This is a genomic window from Streptomyces tagetis (genome assembly GCF_018069565.1).
In the GTDB taxonomy this organism is placed as follows: domain Bacteria; phylum Actinomycetota; class Actinomycetes; order Streptomycetales; family Streptomycetaceae; genus Streptomyces; species Streptomyces tagetis.
Window position 1 is genome coordinate 611,165 of record NZ_JAGPNL010000001.1, and the last position, 17,179, is coordinate 628,343.

Annotated in this window: 16 protein-coding genes; 8 read left to right on the forward strand and 8 right to left on the reverse strand. The window is 74.8% G+C overall.

Features of this window, described 5'->3' with window-relative positions:
• The first annotated feature begins 31 nt into the window (after positions 1 to 31).
• A complete protein-coding gene (locus tag J5Y05_RS02590; RefSeq protein ID WP_210869631.1) occupies positions 32 to 586 on the forward strand; it encodes a methylated-DNA--[protein]-cysteine S-methyltransferase in 555 nt (184 codons plus the stop codon).
• Here J5Y05_RS02590 and J5Y05_RS02595 read toward each other — a convergent pair.
• Positions 549 to 1,031 carry a DUF456 domain-containing protein gene (locus J5Y05_RS02595; RefSeq protein WP_210868088.1) on the reverse strand — a complete coding sequence of 161 codons (483 nt, stop codon included), beginning with the start codon at positions 1,029 to 1,031 and terminating at the stop codon, positions 549 to 551. The genes J5Y05_RS02590 and J5Y05_RS02595 overlap by 38 nt on opposite strands.
• A 69-nt stretch (positions 1,032 to 1,100) precedes the next feature.
• A complete protein-coding gene (locus tag J5Y05_RS02600; RefSeq protein ID WP_210868089.1) occupies positions 1,101 to 2,084 on the reverse strand; it encodes a helix-turn-helix transcriptional regulator in 984 nt (327 codons plus the stop codon).
• A gap of 1,350 nt (positions 2,085 to 3,434) precedes the next feature.
• On the opposite strand from J5Y05_RS02600, the gene J5Y05_RS32405 reads away from it, so the two are divergent.
• The 3 genes from J5Y05_RS32405 (at position 3,435) to J5Y05_RS02615 (ending at position 6,845) form a co-directional block, all read left to right on the forward strand.
• Positions 3,435 to 4,358, forward strand: coding sequence for a protein phosphatase 2C domain-containing protein (locus tag J5Y05_RS32405; protein ID WP_307853666.1), 924 nt, complete (start codon positions 3,435 to 3,437; stop codon positions 4,356 to 4,358).
• Positions 4,359 to 4,423: 65 nt separating this feature from the next.
• The gene (locus J5Y05_RS02610; protein ID WP_210868091.1) at positions 4,424 to 6,166 is read left to right on the forward strand and encodes a pyruvate dehydrogenase; all 1,743 of its coding nucleotides are present in this window, start codon (positions 4,424 to 4,426) and stop codon (positions 6,164 to 6,166) included.
• Between the two features lie 226 nt (positions 6,167 to 6,392).
• Positions 6,393 to 6,845 (forward strand): ATP-binding protein, encoded by a 453-nt coding sequence (locus tag J5Y05_RS02615; protein ID WP_210868092.1) that lies wholly within the window; start codon positions 6,393 to 6,395, stop codon positions 6,843 to 6,845.
• Positions 6,846 to 6,932: 87 nt separating this feature from the next.
• Here the strand turns inward: J5Y05_RS02615 and J5Y05_RS02620 are convergent, their stop codons facing one another.
• Positions 6,933 to 7,991: a DUF2637 domain-containing protein gene (locus tag J5Y05_RS02620; protein ID WP_210868093.1), complete on the reverse strand. Its 1,059-nt coding sequence runs from the start codon at positions 7,989 to 7,991 to the stop codon at positions 6,933 to 6,935.
• Between the two features lie 281 nt (positions 7,992 to 8,272).
• Entirely contained in the window at positions 8,273 to 9,118 is an 846-nt protein-coding gene (locus J5Y05_RS02625) for a (2Fe-2S)-binding protein (protein ID WP_210868094.1), read from the reverse strand.
• Positions 9,119 to 9,311: 193 nt separating this feature from the next.
• On the opposite strand from J5Y05_RS02625, the gene J5Y05_RS02630 reads away from it, so the two are divergent.
• Positions 9,312 to 10,139 carry a GntR family transcriptional regulator gene (locus J5Y05_RS02630; protein WP_210868095.1) on the forward strand — a complete coding sequence of 276 codons (828 nt, stop codon included), beginning with the start codon at positions 9,312 to 9,314 and terminating at the stop codon, positions 10,137 to 10,139.
• A gap of 92 nt (positions 10,140 to 10,231) precedes the next feature.
• On the opposite strand, the gene secD is transcribed toward J5Y05_RS02630, so the two are convergent.
• The 4 genes from secD to J5Y05_RS02650 all read right to left on the reverse strand — a co-directional run bounded on the left by secD (position 10,232) and on the right by J5Y05_RS02650 (position 15,101).
• A complete protein-coding gene (secD, locus tag J5Y05_RS02635) occupies positions 10,232 to 12,496 on the reverse strand; it encodes a protein translocase subunit SecD (protein WP_247614003.1) in 2,265 nt (754 codons plus the stop codon).
• A gap of 180 nt (positions 12,497 to 12,676) precedes the next feature.
• Entirely contained in the window at positions 12,677 to 13,141 is a 465-nt protein-coding gene (locus J5Y05_RS02640; RefSeq protein WP_210868097.1) for a hypothetical protein, read from the reverse strand.
• A 266-nt stretch (positions 13,142 to 13,407) separates the two neighbouring features.
• A complete protein-coding gene (locus J5Y05_RS02645) occupies positions 13,408 to 14,145 on the reverse strand; it encodes a response regulator (protein ID WP_210868098.1) in 738 nt (245 codons plus the stop codon).
• Positions 14,146 to 14,147: 2 nt separating this feature from the next.
• Positions 14,148 to 15,101: a HAMP domain-containing sensor histidine kinase gene (locus tag J5Y05_RS02650; protein WP_210868099.1), complete on the reverse strand. Its 954-nt coding sequence runs from the start codon at positions 15,099 to 15,101 to the stop codon at positions 14,148 to 14,150.
• A 377-nt stretch (positions 15,102 to 15,478) separates the two neighbouring features.
• Between J5Y05_RS02650 and J5Y05_RS02655 the strand changes: the two genes are divergently transcribed.
• The 3 genes from J5Y05_RS02655 to J5Y05_RS02665 are packed head-to-tail and all read left to right on the forward strand — an operon-like array spanning position 15,479 to position 17,063.
• A complete protein-coding gene (locus J5Y05_RS02655) occupies positions 15,479 to 15,811 on the forward strand; it encodes a TraR/DksA family transcriptional regulator (RefSeq protein WP_210868100.1) in 333 nt (110 codons plus the stop codon).
• A 56-nt stretch (positions 15,812 to 15,867) separates the two neighbouring features.
• Positions 15,868 to 16,239, forward strand: coding sequence for a TraR/DksA family transcriptional regulator (locus tag J5Y05_RS02660; protein WP_210868101.1), 372 nt, complete (start codon positions 15,868 to 15,870; stop codon positions 16,237 to 16,239).
• A complete protein-coding gene (locus J5Y05_RS02665) occupies positions 16,236 to 17,063 on the forward strand; it encodes a rod shape-determining protein (protein ID WP_210868102.1) in 828 nt (275 codons plus the stop codon). Before J5Y05_RS02660 ends, J5Y05_RS02665 begins: the two co-directional genes overlap by 4 nt.
• Positions 17,064 to 17,179 lie beyond the last annotated feature (116 nt).

The following is a 17,179-nucleotide window of genomic DNA, read 5'->3' on the forward strand; positions in this document are numbered from 1 at the left end:
CCCGACCCATCCGACCGGAGCCGACGACACCATGACCCCCACCTTCCCTACCCTCCCCACCACGTCCCTTCCCGCGCCCCGCCCGGCGTACTGGACCGAGACCGACAGCCCCGTCGGCCGGCTCCTGCTCACCGCCGACCCCGACGGCGCCCTGACCGCGCTCGCCGTACCCGGCGGGAAGACCGTCCCCGACCTCACCGGCGCCCGCCGGGACGCCGGGCCCTTCCGCGAGGCCGAGGCACAGCTCGCCGCCTACTTCGCGGGCGACCTGAAGCGGTTCCGGCTGCCGCTGCGCAGCTTCGGCACCGACTTCCGCCGACGCGTCTGGGCCGCCCTCGACGCGGTCCCGTACGGCACGACCACCACCTACGGCGAGATCGCGGCCCGCGCCGGCGCCTCCCGCGCCGCGGTACGCGCCGTCGGCGGGGCCATCGGCGCCAACCCGCTGCTCATCCTGCGCCCCTGCCACCGGGTGATCGGCGCCGACGGCTCCCTGACCGGCTACGCGGGCGGCCTCGACCGCAAGACCCGCCTCCTGGCGCTGGAGGCTAGCCCGCCAGCACCGCCCCCAGCCACGCGCCCGTGACCAGCAGACACGCGAACAGCTCGGTCAGCAGTCTCAGGCCGCCCGAGCGCATCGCCGTCCGCAGCGCCGCCATCGCCTCCCCGTGCCCGCCCAGCCGCAGCCGCTCCGCGAGGTAGACCCCGCCCAGGAAACCCGGTACGGCCCCGAGGACCGGTACCACCACGAAACCGGCCACCGCCCCGACACCGGCGTACACCGTGACCCGGGGCGTCAGGCGCCGGCCGCGGGGCCGCCGGGGAGGCAGCGTCCAGCGCACCGCCTGCGCCAGCAGCAGCACCGCCGTCGCACCCATCAGCACCGTCCACGACAGCGTCCGCGGGTCCTTCAGCGCCCACCACAGGACCCCGGCCCACACCAGCCACGCCCCCGGCACGCCGGGCAGCAGCACGCCGCACAGCCCGAGCAGGATGACCAGGCCGGACAGCAGGAGGTCCCACGCTCCCATCAGTCCAGGGTGCCCGAGTCCGGCCCGCCCCGCAGAACTCGCCGGTGCCCGGCCGGAGGGGCCCGCGGGTCAGCGGCCCCGGGCCACCCAGCCCCGCTCGTACGCGTGCCAGCCGAGCTGGAGCCGGGTCGTCACCCCGGTCAGCTCCATCAGCCGCTTCACCCGCCGCTGCACCGTCCGCAGCCCGAGGTCGAGCTGTTTGGCCACGCTCGCGTCCGTCAGCCCGGCCAGCAGCAGCGACAGGATCTCCAGGTCCGTGCCGTCCGGGCCCTCCGGCCGCTGCTCCCGTACGCCCGAGGCGCCCAGGCGCAGCGGCAGCGCGTCCCGCCACACCACCTCGAAGAGGCCCGACAGCAGCTCCAGCAGCCCGTCGGCGTGCACGACCAGCGCCGCCGGCTCCGCCGAGTGCGTGGTGAGCGGCACCAGCGCCAGCGAACGGTCGGCCATCACCAGCTTGGTCGGCACCCGGTCCGCCACCCGTACCTGCTCCTCGCGGTCGAGCGCCGCCGTCAGCTCCGCGATGCCCGCCGGCTGGTCCAGCACCGCCCGCTCCACCACCACCCGGTAGCGCACCCCGCGCCCCACGGCCTGCTCCTCGGCGTGGTTCTCCACCCCGGTCACGGCCACCGGATCGCCCGTGACCAGCGCGCACACCTCCTCGCTCGCACCCAACTGGAGCTGGAGGAAACGCCGGGCCACCGCCGCCGTGCCGACCACCACTTCCACCAGGTCGTGCACCGCGGGCTCCGCCGCCACCGCCCGGTACTCCTCCGCCAGCAGCGCCGCCGCCAGCTCCGCCTTCTCCAGCTCGTGCCGCTGCTGGGTGAGGAGCGCGCCCAGCGCCACGCCCGGGGGAGCGGCCACCCAGCGGCCCGGCCGGGCCGGGGACTGCGCGGCGAGCCCGCTCTGCTCCAGCCCGCGCAGCGCCCGCTCGGTGTCCCGCTCGCCGAGCGCCAGCCGCCGCGCCAGATCGGACACGTCCGCCGCACCCACGGACACCAGCGCCCGGTACGCCGACTCGTGCGCGTCCTCCAGCCCCAGCACTCCCAGCATCCGGCGACGTCCCTCCGACAAGCCCCATGGTCCGTACGGGCGTGCCGGCCTCCGTGGCGGAAAACGGCCACGGCGCAAACCCGCCCGTGGACATCATCGCCGTACCGGTGGTCACTCTGCCAAGGTGGCGGGGCCGGGCGGTCCTCCCGTGGGGGGTGGGGCCGCTCGGCCCCCCGCGTGCGGCCGGCGGGTGGGGAAGTCCGGCGGGATTTCCCGATGCCGGTTTTCCGGGCGCCCCGGCGGTGGACAATCAGGGACATGAGCCAGCAGGGGGGAAGGCCCACCGGTCCGGCGGACGACTGGTGGACGCAGTTGTACGACGATTCCACCGGTGACACGGGCGCCACGCCCACACCGGACACGCTCGACGACCGCTTCACCTCGGCGGCCCACACGGTCCGCCCACCCCGGGGAACCCCCGGGGCGGCTGCGCCGTCCGGCGAGGGGGCGGCTGCGCCGTCCGGCGCGAACCCCGCCGCGGCGGAGGGCGCGAGCGCCGGTGCGGCGGACGGTGACCGGGCGGGTACGGACCCGAGGGAGCAGCCCTCACCGCCGAGCCCGCCCCGCACGGAGCCACCGCCGTCGGGGACGCCGCGTGCGGAGGTGCCCCGCGCGCAGGCGCCTTCGCCCGGAGGTGACCGGGCGGACGGGACTTCGCCGGGGGCGCCCCGCGCGCAGGCGCCTTCGCCTGGCGGCGACCGGGCGGGCGGGGGGACTTCGCCCGGCGGTGACCGTGACGATCCGGCTCCGCCTCGGGAGGACCGGCGTGACGCCGCCCCCTCTCCGACGGACCCGCGTGAGCCGGTGCCGCTCCCCGCCAACGGCTCCCGTCCCGGCCCCGTCCCGCCCGCCTCGGGCGGTGGGCGCCGGACCGGGCGCGTCGATCCTCCGCACGCGCCCGGGGCACCCGACAGCGCCCCGCCCTGGTGGGTGACGCCCGAGCCGCCCGCGTTCACCGACCCCCGCGTCCCCGGCGGCGGCGACCGGCCACCGGGCCCTGCCGCCGACCCGAGCCGCGCCGCCGTACCCCCTGCCGCCGAACCCCCGTCGGACGCACATCCCACGGACGCGCCCCGCGCCGCCGCGCCTCCTCGGGACACGCCCCCCACGGACGCCCCCCGCGCCGCCGCGCCCCCTCCGGGCGCTCCCCCCACCACCGCACCCCCCACCCCGCCCCCCGGTGCCGGGCCCACCTTGCCGCGGGTGTTCGGGGTGTGGGGCGGGCAGCCTCCGCCTCCGCCGTCCGTGGACGGGCCGCCGTTGCCGCCCCCGCCGCCTCCGTTCGTGCCCGCCCAGGCGCCCGCGCCCCCCGTCGCCGGCGGACCGGCCTCCGTCAGGGGACGGGACCACGTGGGGTCCGGCCCGCCCACCTACGACCCCGAGCCGACCGCGTTGCCGCCCGCCCACCCCGACCACCTGGACGCCCTGGTGCCGGACACGGTGCTGGACGGCGCCCGGTACGGGCCCTGCACGCTGCGGGCCGCCTCCGTGCGCGGGGACTCCGCCCGCTACCGGGGCGATCCGCGGCGCGACGCGCTGCTCGTCGCCCGGTTCGGCGCCGGCGAGCAGGGGCTGCTGCTGGTGGCGATGGCGAGCGGCACCCGCGCCTCGGGGGCCGCGCACCTCGCCGCGGCCGAGGCGTGCCGGTGGATCGGCCGGGCCGTGGGCCACAGTCAGGCCCGGCTCGCCGAGGACCTGCGGGCCGCGCGCCGCGGGGACCTGAAGTCGGGCCTGCACCGCCTCACCGACCGCAGCCTCGGCCGGCTCCGCGCGAGCGCCGCCGAACAGGGCCTGGACCCGGGGGAGTACACGGCGAGCCTGCGCTGTCTGCTGCTGCCCGCCGACCCGGCGTGCCGTACGCGGGTGTTCTTCGGCGTCGGCGACGGCGGCCTGTTCCGGCTGCGCGACGGCGCCTGGCAGGACCTGGAGCCGTACCCCGTCACCCCCGGCGGCGGCCTGCCCCGTACCGACCCGCGCCTCGCCCCGCCCCCGCCGCCACCGCCTCCGCCGCCCCCGCCGGGAGGCCCGGCCGTACCGCCGCCCCGCGCGCCCTTCCGGTTCCGCGCCTCCGTAGCCCGCCCGGGTGACGTCCTCCTGATGTGCACCGCGGGTCTGGCGGAGCCGCTGCGCGACGAGCCGGAACTTCCCGAACTCCTCGCCCGGCGATGGTCCGCGCCGACCCCGCCCGGTCTCGCCGGATTCCTCACCGACAGCGGCATACGGGTCAAGGGCCACGCCGACGACCGCACCGCCGCGGCGCTCTGGGAGGCGTGACGCCCTCCGCTGTGCCTCCATGGAGCCGGGGGATCGACGGCGACCGAAGGGGCACACGGAGAGTCATGGCCAAACAGAACGTCGCGGAACAGTTCGTCGACATCCTCACCCGCGCCGGAGTCGAACGCCTCTACGGGGTCGTCGGCGACAGCCTCAACCCGGTCGTGGACGCCGTGCGCCGCAACCCCGCCATCGACTGGGTGCACGTGCGGCACGAGGAGACCGCCGCCTTCGCCGCCGGCGCGGAGGCCCAGATCACCGGGAAGCTGACCGCGTGCGCCGGTTCCTGCGGCCCCGGCAACCTGCACCTCATCAACGGGCTCTACGACGCCCACCGTTCCATGGCCCCCGTGCTCGCCCTCGCCTCCCAGATCCCCTCCAGCGAGATCGGCCTCGGCTACTTCCAGGAGACCCACCCCGACCGGCTCTTCCGCGAGTGCAGCCACTACAGCGAGCTGATCTCCAGCCCGCAGCAGATGCCCCGGCTGCTCCAGAGCGCGATCCAGCACGCCGTCGGCCAGGGCGGCGTCAGCGTCGTCGCCCTGCCCGGCGACATCGCCGGGGAGCCCGCGCCGGAGAAGCCGGTGGAGACCGCCCTCGTCACCTCCCGGCCCACCGTCCGCCCCGGCGACGAGGAGATCGACCGGCTGGTGCGGCTCATCGACGACGCCGACAAGGTCACCCTGTTCTGCGGCAGCGGTACCGCGGGGGCCCACGCCGAGGTGATGGAGTTCGCCGGGAAGATCAAGTCCCCGGTGGGCCACGCCCTGCGCGGCAAGGAGTGGATCCAGTACGACAACCCGTACGACGTCGGCATGAGCGGACTGCTCGGCTACGGCGCCGCCTACGAGGCCACCAACGAGTGCGACCTGCTGATCCTCATCGGCACCGACTTCCCGTACAACGCCTTCCTGCCCGACGACGTGAAGATCGCCCAGATCGACGTACGGCCGGAGAACCTGGGCCGGCGTTCCCAGTTGGACCTCGCGGTGTGGGGCGACGCGAAGGAGACGCTGCGCTGCCTGATCCCCCGGGTGAAGGAGAAGAAGAACCGCCGCTTCCTCGACCGGATGCTGAAGAAGCACGCCGACGCGCTGGAGGGCGTGGTCAAGGCGTACACCCGCAAGGTCGACAAGCACGTGCCGATCCACCCGGAGTACGTGGCCTCCGTACTCGACGAGGTCGCCGCCGACGACGCGGTGTTCACCGTGGACACCGGCATGTGCAACGTGTGGGCCGCCCGGTACATCTCGCCCAACGGGCGCCGTCGGGTGATCGGTTCCTTCTCGCACGGCTCGATGGCGAACGCGCTGCCGATGGCGATCGGGGCGCAGTTCACCGACCGGCACCGGCAGGTGGTCTCGATGTCCGGCGACGGCGGATTCACCATGCTGATGGGCGACTTCCTCACCCTCGTCCAGCACGATCTGCCGGTGAAGGTCGTCCTCTTCAACAACTCCTCGCTCAGCATGGTCGAGTTGGAGATGCTGGTCGCGGGCATGCCCTCGCACGGGGTGGTCAACAAGAACCCGGACTTCGCCGCCGTCGCCGAGGCGTGCGGTGTCTTCGGCGTGCGGGTGGAGAAGCCCAAGGAGCTGGCCGGGGCGCTGAAGGCGGCGTTCAGGCACAAGGGCCCGGCCCTCGTGGACGTCGTCACCGATCCCAACGCGCTCTCCATCCCGCCGAAGATCCGCAGTGAGATGGTCACCGGGTTCGCCCTGTCCGCCTCGAAGATCGTGCTGGACGGCGGGGTCGGCCGGATGCTCCAGATGGCCCGCTCCAACCTCCGTCACGTCCCGCGTCCGTAGCCGGTCCGCCACCGCACGGAACCGGCCACTTCGCCCCGGCCGTGGCCGAGCAAACGTGTGCCGTCCCTCCGGCAGGACTGCCAGGGGCCCGTATCGGGCAGGGATCTCCCGGGTACGCGTACGAGTCCGAGAGGGACCCGAGGAGCCCCGAGGCGGAGCCGGGAGATCCGGCGGGCCGGGGCGACCGACGAGAAGGGACACCGACATCGCCACGCGGACGGGGGACATGGAGAGGCAGGCGGTACCACGACTCAGGCGCAGACTGGGCCGCGAGGACCCGCGGGCGGTGCCCGACGCCCGCCGGGCGCTGCGCGAACTGCTGCGGCACTGGGGCAAGCCGGGACGGTCGCAGACCGCGGAGCTGCTCACCAGCGAACTGGTCACCAACGCCCTGGTCCACACCGGGGACGACGCGGTGCTGACGGCCGCGCTCGGCCCGCGCGGACTGCGGGTGGAGGTACGGGACTTCGCCGTCTCGCCGCCCCGGCCCCGGCCGGCGGGACCCCACGAGGGCACGGGCGGGCGGGGACTGGTGCTGGTCCGCTCCCTCGCCGGCTCCTGGGGAGTGCGGCGGCACCCGGTCGGCAAGTCGGTCTGGTTCGAACTGGACCCGGAGGAACCGGACGGGGAAGCGGCCACGGAAGCGGCCGGGGACCCGGACGCGGAGTGGGCCGGGTGACCTGAGGCCGGGAACGCCGAAGGGGCGTGACAGGTGGTCACGCCCCTTCGTGGCGGCCGTGCGCGGCGCTGTCGCCGCCGGGTCGCCCTAACCGAACTGCTGCTCCAGGTCCTTGAGCTTGCGCTCCAGCGAGTCCAGGCGCGGCAGGGCCTGGGTGTCGTCCTCCGCGGTGAGGTCGACGGTCATGGCGTCAGCGGCTCCGCTGCGCACCGGCTGGAGGGAGGGACGCTGGGGTACGGGCGGAAGCTGCTCGGACGCCTGTATGGCAGGCTCCGCTGCGGTGCGGTCGGAGCCTCGCTCCACCGTCTGCACCTCCACCTCGACCTGTCGTCCGCCGCCGCCCCGGCCCGGCCAGCCCCGGTGACCGCGGCTGATCGCCTTGATGCGGGCCCGCTCCAGACGCTCGTGGTCGCGCCGCCGCAGCCGGTCCTCCTCCTTGCGGCGCCGGTCGTCGCGCACCTCCTCGACCGCCTCGTCCAGACTGCGCACGCCCTCCAGGAGCATCAGCGACCAGGCGCGGTAGGTCTCGCGGGGGGCCCGCAGCCAGCGCACGATGCGGATCTGCGGCAGCGGACGCGGCACCAGGCCCTGTTCGCGCAGCGCGGCCCGGCGGGTCTGCTTCAGGGCGCGGTCGAAGAGGACCGCCGCCGAGAGGGACATGCCCGCGAAGAAGTGCGGGGCGCCCGCGTGCCCGAGGCCCCTGGGCGCGTGCACCCAGTTGAACCACGCGGCGGCGAAGGCGAAGGTCCACACGAGTATGCGGGAGCCGAGCGCCGCGTCACCGTGGCTGGCCTCGCGCACCGCGAGCACGGAGCAGAACATCGCCGCCCCGTCCAGCCCGAACGGCACCAGGTACTGCCATCCGTCGCTCAGGCCGAGGTTCTGCTCGCCGAAGCCGACCAGCCCGTGGAAGGAGAGCGCGGCGGCGACCGCCGCACAGCAGAAGAGCAGGATGTAGGAGACGGTGCCGTAGAGCGCCTCCTTGCGCCGGCGCCGCTCCTCGGCGCGCTCCCACGAATCGTCCGCGCCCGCGTCCTTGCCCGAGGATCGCTTGCCGCGCGCCAGCACCGCGACCGCCGCCAGCATGCCCAGGAGCAGCACGGCGCCCGGAAGCAGCCAGTTCAGCGATATGTCGGTCAATCTCATCTGGGGGTCCCTTGCATTGGGATAGGGCGTAACGCCCGCCATGGTGGCCCAAACCCACCGGCCCTCAGGGGGTTTCGGGACAAGAGGCCGCCAAGGGAGTGCGAGGGGGTGCCCAGGGCGGCGATCTGCTCGAACTGCCGCATGAGGGGCGGGAGTTGAGTTCGGATAAGACTACCCGTACGGGTGGTTCCGCGGAAAGTTCCCGCGACACGTGGGAAATTTGTGAAACAACCCGGACGGATCTTAGCCGACCCCGGTGCCGCACCGTACCCGAGGGGCAGTCAACCCGTCACGGCGAGCAGCTTGTTGACCCGCTCGGTGTCACAGGTGCGCGGACAGGTGGCGCAGGTGTCCTCGGGGCGCACCGTGTAGAACATGCAGCAGCTCGCCCGGTCCCGGGTGTGCAGCGGCTCGCCGTCCGGCCCGGTCAGCTCCCGGAAGGCCGCCGTGCCGACGTACGGCGCGGTCGCCCCCGGCAGCAGCAGCTCCAGCTCCCGCCGGGCGCGCTCCTGCTCGCCGAGGAGATGGGCGACGTACCAGAGCCCCTCGACCACCTCGTCGGTGGCCATGCCCCACAGGGCGCGTCCGCGCCGCCGCGTCCGCGGCCCGAACCCGGCGAGCACCGGCTCCAGGTGCTCGGCGACCGCCGCGCGCACCTCGGCGCGCAGCGCCTCCTCGCCGGCGACCACCCGGGCGCCGGGCAGCGCGGCGGCCGGATCGCCGGGCAGGCAGGCGAAGCCCGCCGGGCGGGCCGCCAGCCGGCCCAGCGCGAGGCCGGGGGCGGTGCGGTCGTAGGCCACGTTCGCCACCGGGTAGCGCGGGACCCTGCGGTGCAGGAACCATGGCACGGTGATCAGCAGACAGGCCGGCCAGGCGTACCGGTGCAGACCGAAGCTCGCGACCACGTCCGGCCGGGCTCGCTGCCCGTAGTCCCGCAGCACCTGGGCGTCGTCCCAGGCCAGGAAGGACTCCAGGACCGCCCCGCCCGCCGCGAGCCCCCCGGCCGGCGTCCAGCCGCCGCCCGTCGGGAGCCCGTCCCCCGCGGCCGGCTCCGTCACGGCCAGTCCCGGCAGCACCTGCGACAGGCGCGCGTACGACTCCGCGACGGCCGAGCGGGGGCGAGGCATGGGGGACCACCGATCCACGTCAGGGCTGCGGAGCAAGGGACACCACGACGGACAGTCAGAGGTAAGCCTTACCTTACCGACAATCCGTGCGATGTGAAGAGACGGGGCCCGTGCCCTTATCGTGCTTGACGCAGGAGAGACAACCCGCCGTAATGACCCCAAGTACCGAAACGTCCGTTCACAGGAGGACGCCGTGAAGCCGAGCGCGCAGCTCCCCGCCCCGCCGGGGACCGAGCGGAGCCGCACCCCGGCACCGGCCCGGGTCCCCGCCCAGCCCGGCGCCGCGGACCGCCACCCGGTCCGCCGCCGTGAGGAGGGCGCCGAGGACCCGTCGGACGGCGCCGCCCGCGGCGAACACGTCCACGCGGAACCCCCGCTGCCCGCCCCGCGCGCCCCGGTCCGGCGCTCCTCCGTGCGCGGACAGGTCCTCGCCGCCCTGCGCACCGCGCTCACCGCCGGCGAACTGCGCCCCGGCGAGGTCTACTCGGCGCCCGCGCTCGGCGAACGGTTCGGCGTCTCGGCCACCCCCGTGCGCGAGGCGATGCAGCAACTCGCCCTGGAGGGCGCCGTCGAGGTGGTGCCCAACCGGGGCTTCCGCGTCGTCCGCCGCGGTGCCCGGGAGCTGGCCGAACTCGCCGAGGTCCGCGCCCTGATCGAGGTCCCCGTCCTGCTGCGGCTGGCCCGGACCGTGCCCGCCGAACGCTGGGCCGAACTGCGCCCGCTCGCCGAGGCCACCGTCCGGGCCGCCCTGGCCGGCTGCCCGGTCGCCTACGCCGAGTCCGACCGCGCCTTCCACCACGCCGTCCTCGCCCTGACCGGCAACGAGCAGCTCGTCCGCATCGCCGCCGACCTGCACCGCCGCGCCCAGTGGCCACCCGCGGGCACCCCCACGGCCCGCGGCCGGGCCGACCTGATCGCCGACGCCCACCAGCACACGGCCCTGCTGGACGCGCTCGTCACCGGCGACACGGAACTGGTACGCGCCCTGGCCGGCGACCACTTCGGCGCCGCCACGCCCTGACCCCTCCCGCCGGCCGGTCCCCGGCGACGGCGAAGGCCGCGGCCGGCCCCGGAGGGCACGACCGCGGCCTTCGCGTCGCGGACGCCGGTCCGCTACGAGACCTCCTGCCGCTCCGCCTGGCGCGGCGGCGTCTTCGCGGCGGCCCGGTCCCCCCGGCCGCCCGAGGCACGGCGGGCGGCCCGCTGGTCCAGCTCGACCGAGAGCGGCGCCGCCGTGAACACCGAGGAGTACGTACCGACCACCACGCCGATCAGCAGCGCGAGGGCGAAGTCGGTGAGCGAGTCCTCCGCGAGCACCGCCAGCGAGGCGAGGATCAGGATCGCGCCCATACCCGTGTTGATCGTCCGGGGCAGGGTCTGCAGGATCGCCCGGTTCATCAGCTTGTCCATCGGCGTCTTGCGCTCGGTCCCCAGCAACTCCCGGATGCGGTCGAAGAGGACCACGGAGTCGTTGACCGAGTAGCCGATGACGGTGAGCAGCGCCGCCAGGAACACGCCGTCGATCGGCTTGCCCAGCCACGCGAAGACACCGACGAGGATGACCACGTCGTGCGCGAGCGCGCTCACCGCCGAACTGCCGAACAGCCAGCGGAAGCGGAACGCGAGGTACAGCAACTGCGCGCCGAGCGCCAGGCCGAGCGCGATCAGCGCGTCCCGGCGCAGCTCGTCACCGAGGCTCGGGCCGATCAGCTCGTCGCGGATCAGCTCCGTCTTGCCGCCCAACTCGTTCACCGTCTTGGTGACGGTGGCCGCCTCCGCGTCGGTGAGCGGCTCGGTGCGCACGGTCAGGCCGTTGTCGCCCGAGGTCTGGACGACCGCGCGCGGGAAGCCCGCGTCGGTCAGGGCGCTGCGCGCCTTGCCCGGGTCGACCTGGGTGGCGGTCGAGTACTCGATGAGCCGTCCGCCGGTGAACTCGATGCCGAAGTTGAGCCCGCGCACGAAGATGCCCGCACCGGCCACCACCAGGACCACGGCGGAGACGGCCAGCCAGCGGCGCGGGTACTTCATCAGGAAGGGATCGCGGCGCAGCAGCCGCTCGCGGACCGGGCCGATGGAGGCGATGCCGGTGATCTTCGGGCGGGTGTAGACGATCGGGCGGCTCGCGGCGAAGTCGGCGAGCACCCGGGTGATGACCAGGGCGCTGACCATCGAGGCGAGGACACCGATGCCGAGGGTGACGCCGAAGCCCTTGACCGGACCGGAGGCCAGGAAGAAGAGCAGCGCCGCGGCGATCAGGGTGGTGATGTTGGAGTCCGCGATCGCGCTGAAGGCGCTGCGGAAACCGGTCGTCAGCGCCGAGCGCGGGCTCGGCCGGCTGCGGGCCGCGTGTTCCTCCCGGGCCCGTTCGAAGACCAGCACGTTGGCGTCGACCGCCATGCCGATGGCCAGCACGAAACCGGCGAGACCGGGCAGGGTCAGGGTGGCGCCGATGGCGGCCAGGGCGGCATAGGAGATGACGCCGTAGCAGATCAGGGCCAGGGTCGCCAGGACGCCCATCAGCCGGTAGATCACGATGATGAAGAGCGCGGTCAGCGCGGTGCCGATGATGCCGGCCAGGGCGCCGGCCTCGATGGCCTCCTCGCCCAGCGTGGCGCCGATGGTGCGCTGCTCGACCGTCTCGACCGGCACCGGCAGGGCGCCGCCCTTGACCAGCAGGGCCAGGTCACGGGCCTCGGTGTCGCTGAAGGAGCCGGTGATCTGCGTGGACCCGCCGGCGATGCCGGTGTTGCAGCCCACCGAGGGGTCGACCTGCGGCGAAGAGATGATCTTGTTGTCGAGGACGATGGCGACGCGGCGCTGCGGGTCGCCGGCCGGGAAGCAGGCGGCCTCGCCGGTCACCTTCGCCCAGCGGTCGCTGCCCTTGTCCTTGAAGTCGATGGTGACGAGCCAGCCGGCGCCGTTCTGCTGGTCGAAGACGGCGTCGGCGCCCTTGACGTCCTGTCCGGTCAGGCCGGCGGCCTTCAGCCGCAGGGCCAGCCCCGACTCGTCCTTGAGCACGCGCTCGGCGGCGGGGTCGGCCGGGTGCTCGGCCTCCTCCTTGCCCTCCTCGTCCACGCCGGCCACCGAGTGGACGGTGAGCTGCGCGGTACGGCCCAGCACGTCGGCGGCCTTCTTCGGGTCCTGCACGCCGGGCAGTTCGACGACGACGCGGTTGTCGCCGGAGCGGACGATGGTCGGCTCGGCCACGCCGAGCGCGTCGATCCGGCCGCGCAGCACCTCCACGGTGCGGTCGGTGGCCTCGCGGTCCGCCTTGGCGGTGGGGGTGGAGCGGGTCTCCAGCACGATCTGGGTGCCGCCGCGCAGGTCGAGCCCGAGCCGGATCGGCGTGGTCAGGGCGATGGCCACCGACACGCCCATCACGGCGAGGGCGATCAGTGCGCGGATACGGTTCGCCCGGGTCTGGGCACGGGATTGCGTACGGGGTTGCGTACGCGACTGGTTACGGGAACGGGAGCGTGTCAACACGGCCTCCGACGGCCACGCCACGGCGGCGGCCTGCGCGGCCGGGGCGGAGTTGGGGGGAAGGGACGGGGTCTCTCAGATGCCGGAGGAAACGGGAGGCGCGCGCCCGCGGTCGTGGGCGGACCGGCCGGGGGAGACCGGCGCCGGGACGGAGGCGGCCGAACTGCGGCCGTGGACGGCGCGGGTGGTGCCGCCCGGGTGGCGGGCGACGGTCGCGTGGTGCTCGGGCGGGGCCGGGCGCTCCACGAGCTGGTCGTGCCGGGGACGGGCCTGCGCGCCGCAGGTGGCGGTGCAGCCGTCGTCGGGGTGGTAGCCGCTGTCCGGGCGGGGCACCGCCGTCGACGAGTGCGCGGGAAGCGGACCGCCGGGGGCGACCCGGGCACCGGCCTGGGGCCAGGAGGGGAGCAGGGTCAGCAGGACGGCGAGCAGCGTGCCGACGGCGGCGAACACCGGCGCGGCCACGGCGAGCCCCCGGCCGCGCCCCCGCGCCCGCCCGGCCGCCGGGCGCGCGGCGGCGCCGTCCCGCCACGGGAGCGGCAAGGCGGCGTACACCACGGGCCGGCCGCCCCGAGGCGAGACCGGGGCCCCCGCCGCACCCGGTTGCGGCCCGCGCCGGGCCGCCGGAAGAGAGGCGTGCGCACCCGTCGCCGAGGGTCCCGGACGTGCCGGGATCGGGACCCTGGGTACGGGGCGCATGGTGCGTCCCCCTTCGTGGTGGGTGCGCGGGCGGGTGGCGGACGGAAACCCGGGGCTCTGGCCGGGGAGTGGAAGGCCAGGGCCCCGGGCGGTTCGGGGCGGGTGGGGGGTCAGGCCTCGATCAGGCCGGCCCGGATGGCGTAGCGGGTCAGTTCCAGCCGGTCCCGCAGCCCCAGCTTCTGGAGCAGGTTGGCGCGGTGCCGCTGGACGGTCTTGATGCTGATGAAGAGGATCTCCGCGATCTCCTTCGAGGAGTGGCCCTCCGCGACGAGCTTCAGGACTTCCTCCTCGCGGGGCGTCAGGATGTGGTCGGCGCTCTCCTCACCGTGGCGCACCCGGTCCAGGTAGTTGCGGATGAGCGCGGTGACCGCACCAGGGTAGAGGAAGGGTTCGTCGCGCATGGCGGCCCGGCAGGCGGCCACCAGATCCCGGTCGGCGACCGATTTCAGGACGTATCCGCACGCGCCCGACTTCAGCGCCTGGAAGAGGTACTGCTCGTTGTCGTGCATCGTCAGCATCAGGATGCGCAGGTCCGGTTTGAGCGCGGACAGCTCCCGCGCCGCCTGGAGGCCGGTCAGCCGGGGCATGGCGATGTCCAGGACGGCGAGGTCCACGGTGTGGGCGCGGGCCATCTCGATGGCCTCCGCGCCGTCCCCGGCCTCGGCGACCACTTCGAGGTCCGGCTCGCGGTCGAGGATGAGGCGCACGCCGCGGCGCACCAGCGCGTGGTCGTCGGCGAGCAGAATCCGGATACGGGCCGGACCGGCCGCGGACGGATCGGACGCGGACGCCTCGGGGGAGCCGGCCGCACCGGACGGGGTCGGCTCGGACAGGGACGGGTCGGGCATGGTCAGGGCTGCTTCCTCGGTACGGGTGCGGTGAGCCGGACCCGGGTGCCGGCGCCGGGTGCCGAAAGGATGTCGAGGGAGGCCCCTATGAGCAGGGCCCGTTCGCGCATGCCGCGGATTCCGGCGCCCTCGCACGCCGCCTCGATGCCGCGGCCGTCGTCGGCGATGGACAGCTCCACCCCGCCCTCGGCACGGGTGAGGCTCACCTCCAGCCGTTCGGCGTCCGCGTGACGCGCGGCGTTGGTCAGACCTTCCTGGGTCACACGGTAGAGGACCAGCTCGGTCTCGTGGTCCAGCGCGGGCAGGTCGGACGCGAAACGGCGGACCACCCTCAGCCCCGTGTGCGTGGCGAAGTCGTGCGTCAGCGAGGTCAGGGCGCTGATCAGGCCGAGGTCGTCCAGCACCCCCGGGCGCAGCCGGCGCACCAGGCGGCGGACGTCGTCCAGGCTCTCCCGGGTGATCTCCTGCGCCTGGTGGAGTTCCCCGCGCAGCGGCTCCCCGGCCTCGTCCGCGGAACGCCCCAGCACCAGCAGGATCGCGGTCATGCTCTGCCCGACCTCGTCGTGCAGCTCCTGCGCGATGCGGCGCCGTTCGGCCTCCTGCGCCAGCAGCACCCGGGCACTGCTCGTGGCCCGCTCGTGCTCCAGCCGGTCCAGCATGGCGTTGAAGGTACGGATCAGCTCCGGCACCTCGCCGCCGCCCGCGACCGGCAGCCGCTGGCCCGGACGCAGCAGGTCGACCGTGTTCATCAGCTTCGTCAGCCGGTCCAGCGGGGACAGGCCCCAGCGCAACAGGGCCGCGTTGGCCACCAGCATGATCCCCATGCCGACCACGAGGATCACGGCCTCGGTCAGCACCACCGGGACGGAGACGGTCACCGGCGCCCACAGCAGCAGGGCCGTGGCCGAGCCGAGGACCACCGCGTTGAGACCGAAGATCCGCCAGAACAGGGACACCGGGGGTACGCCTCCTTCCACGACCTGGTACGCCTCCACTGTCGGTCATCGCGCACCCCGGCGGGGAGCTGCGGTCCTCGATCACGACCGAGCCGACGACCACCTTGCACGTCCCCCCGCGCGAGGTCGATGGGGCACGGCCCCCATTTCGGGGGTGCCGCATACCCATACCACCTCGCCGCCCCGGGCGCAGTGGATGCTCCGCCCCCGCACAAATGGGGCCTGCGCCCGATGGGAATCCGCGCGGCCGTCGTCCAGGGTTGAAGATGTCCGGTCCGTATCGGCTCCGGCACCCCGACGCGTCCCCGGGCCCCCTCCCAAGAGCCCGGGGCCTGACGCGTACCCACTTTCCGTTTCTCCTGAGAGAAGGACTCACCGTGTCGCTCGACGCCTCCCGCCTCGAACCCCGCCCCGAGCGGCTGACCGCCGACGAAGCCCGCCGCCGCCTCGAACACGCGCGGGACACCCGCATGACCCAGATCCAGGCGCTCGGCGGGAACTCCGGCGCCCTGTCGGTGGACGACCAGCTCATGTCCGCCCAGCGGGACGCCATCGAGCGGGTGCTCAAGGAGATCGAGGAGGCGTTCGCGCGCGTCGAGGACGGCACCTACGGCACCTGCCTCGGCTGCGGCAAGCCGGTCCCGGGCGAGCGCCTGGAGATCCTGCCCTACACGCGGTACTGCGTCGGCTGCCAGCGCCGCGCCACCTGAGCGCGCTCCGTCCCGCCTGCCTCTCCCGCCCTGCCCTGCCCTGCCCAAGGGGTGACGTGGTGAACAACCAGATCATCGGCGACCTCGACACGCGTCTGTCGCCCGAGGACCTCGCCGCACTCCAGGAGAACCTGCACGAGCAGCGGCTGTTCCGCCGGGAACAGTTGCGGCAGATCGCGAGCCTCCCGTCCCGGGCCGACGAACTGATCCAGCGGCGCTCCGCCGCGCAGACCGAGGTCCGGGTCAAACTCGCGGCCTCCGCGCGCATGGTCCTCGCCGACGTGGAAGCGGCCCTCACCCGCCTGGCCGAGGGCCGTTACGGCGCCTGCCACCTGTGCCGGCGCCCCATCGACCGCGACCGCCTGATGATCGTGCCGCAGGCCCGCTACTGCTCCCGCTGCCAGCAGGTGCGGGAGGCCGGACGATGACCGTGATCCGCAGCCCCCGGTCCGGCCGCGCCCGGACCCGGCCCTGGCCCCTGCAACGCCAGTACACCGGGGTCGCCCTCGACATGGGCAGCGCCCGCACCCGCGCCTGGGTGGCCGGCCGCGGCATGATCCTCGACGTGCCGACGGTGACCTTCCCGGGCGCGGGGGCGGTCTATCCGATCCAGCGCGGCTCCATCGTCGACACCCAGGGCACCGCCCGCATGCTCGACCGGCTCCTCGGCCACCGCCTGCCCCGCTTCAGCCGGCCCCTGATCGTGGTGACCGCGCCCGTCCTGGACGGCTACGCCTTCCGCACCGAGGCCCGTACGGCGGTGGAGGTGCTGCGCCCGCGCACCGTGCTGACCGTGCCCAGCGCCCGCGCCGTCGCCCTCGCGGCGGGCGCGGACCTGTCCCGGCCGCTGCTCGTGATCGACATCGGCGCCCATCTGACCGAGGTGGTGCTGCTGGTGGACGGCGCCGTCTTCGACGCCCGCCGCACCGCGCTGGGCACCGGCGACCTCGACGACGCGATCACGGCCGCGCGGATCGCCGAGGCGGTCGTCGAGATGGTCACCTCGATGCGGCGCCAGGACGGCACCTCGCTCACCCTCGACGCGCTCGGCCGCGGTCCCCTGCTGGCGGGCGGGGGAGCGCTGCGGCCCGAGATCACCTGCCACCTCACCGGCGGGCTGCACGCCCCGCTGCGGGCCGTGCCCGCGCCGCACACCGCCGCGGTGCGCGGCGCCGCCAAGCTCCTGGAGGCCGTGCACACCCGCGCCATCGCCGCGGACCCGGAGCCGCCGGACCACCCCCGGCGCCGCTGACCCGCCCCGCCCGGTACGGCACCGGCGACCCGCCCGCCGTACCGGCCCGCTACCGCCCCCGTCCCCCCGCTCCGCCGTCGGCGTCCCCTCCGGGCACCGGCGGCGGAGCACCACAC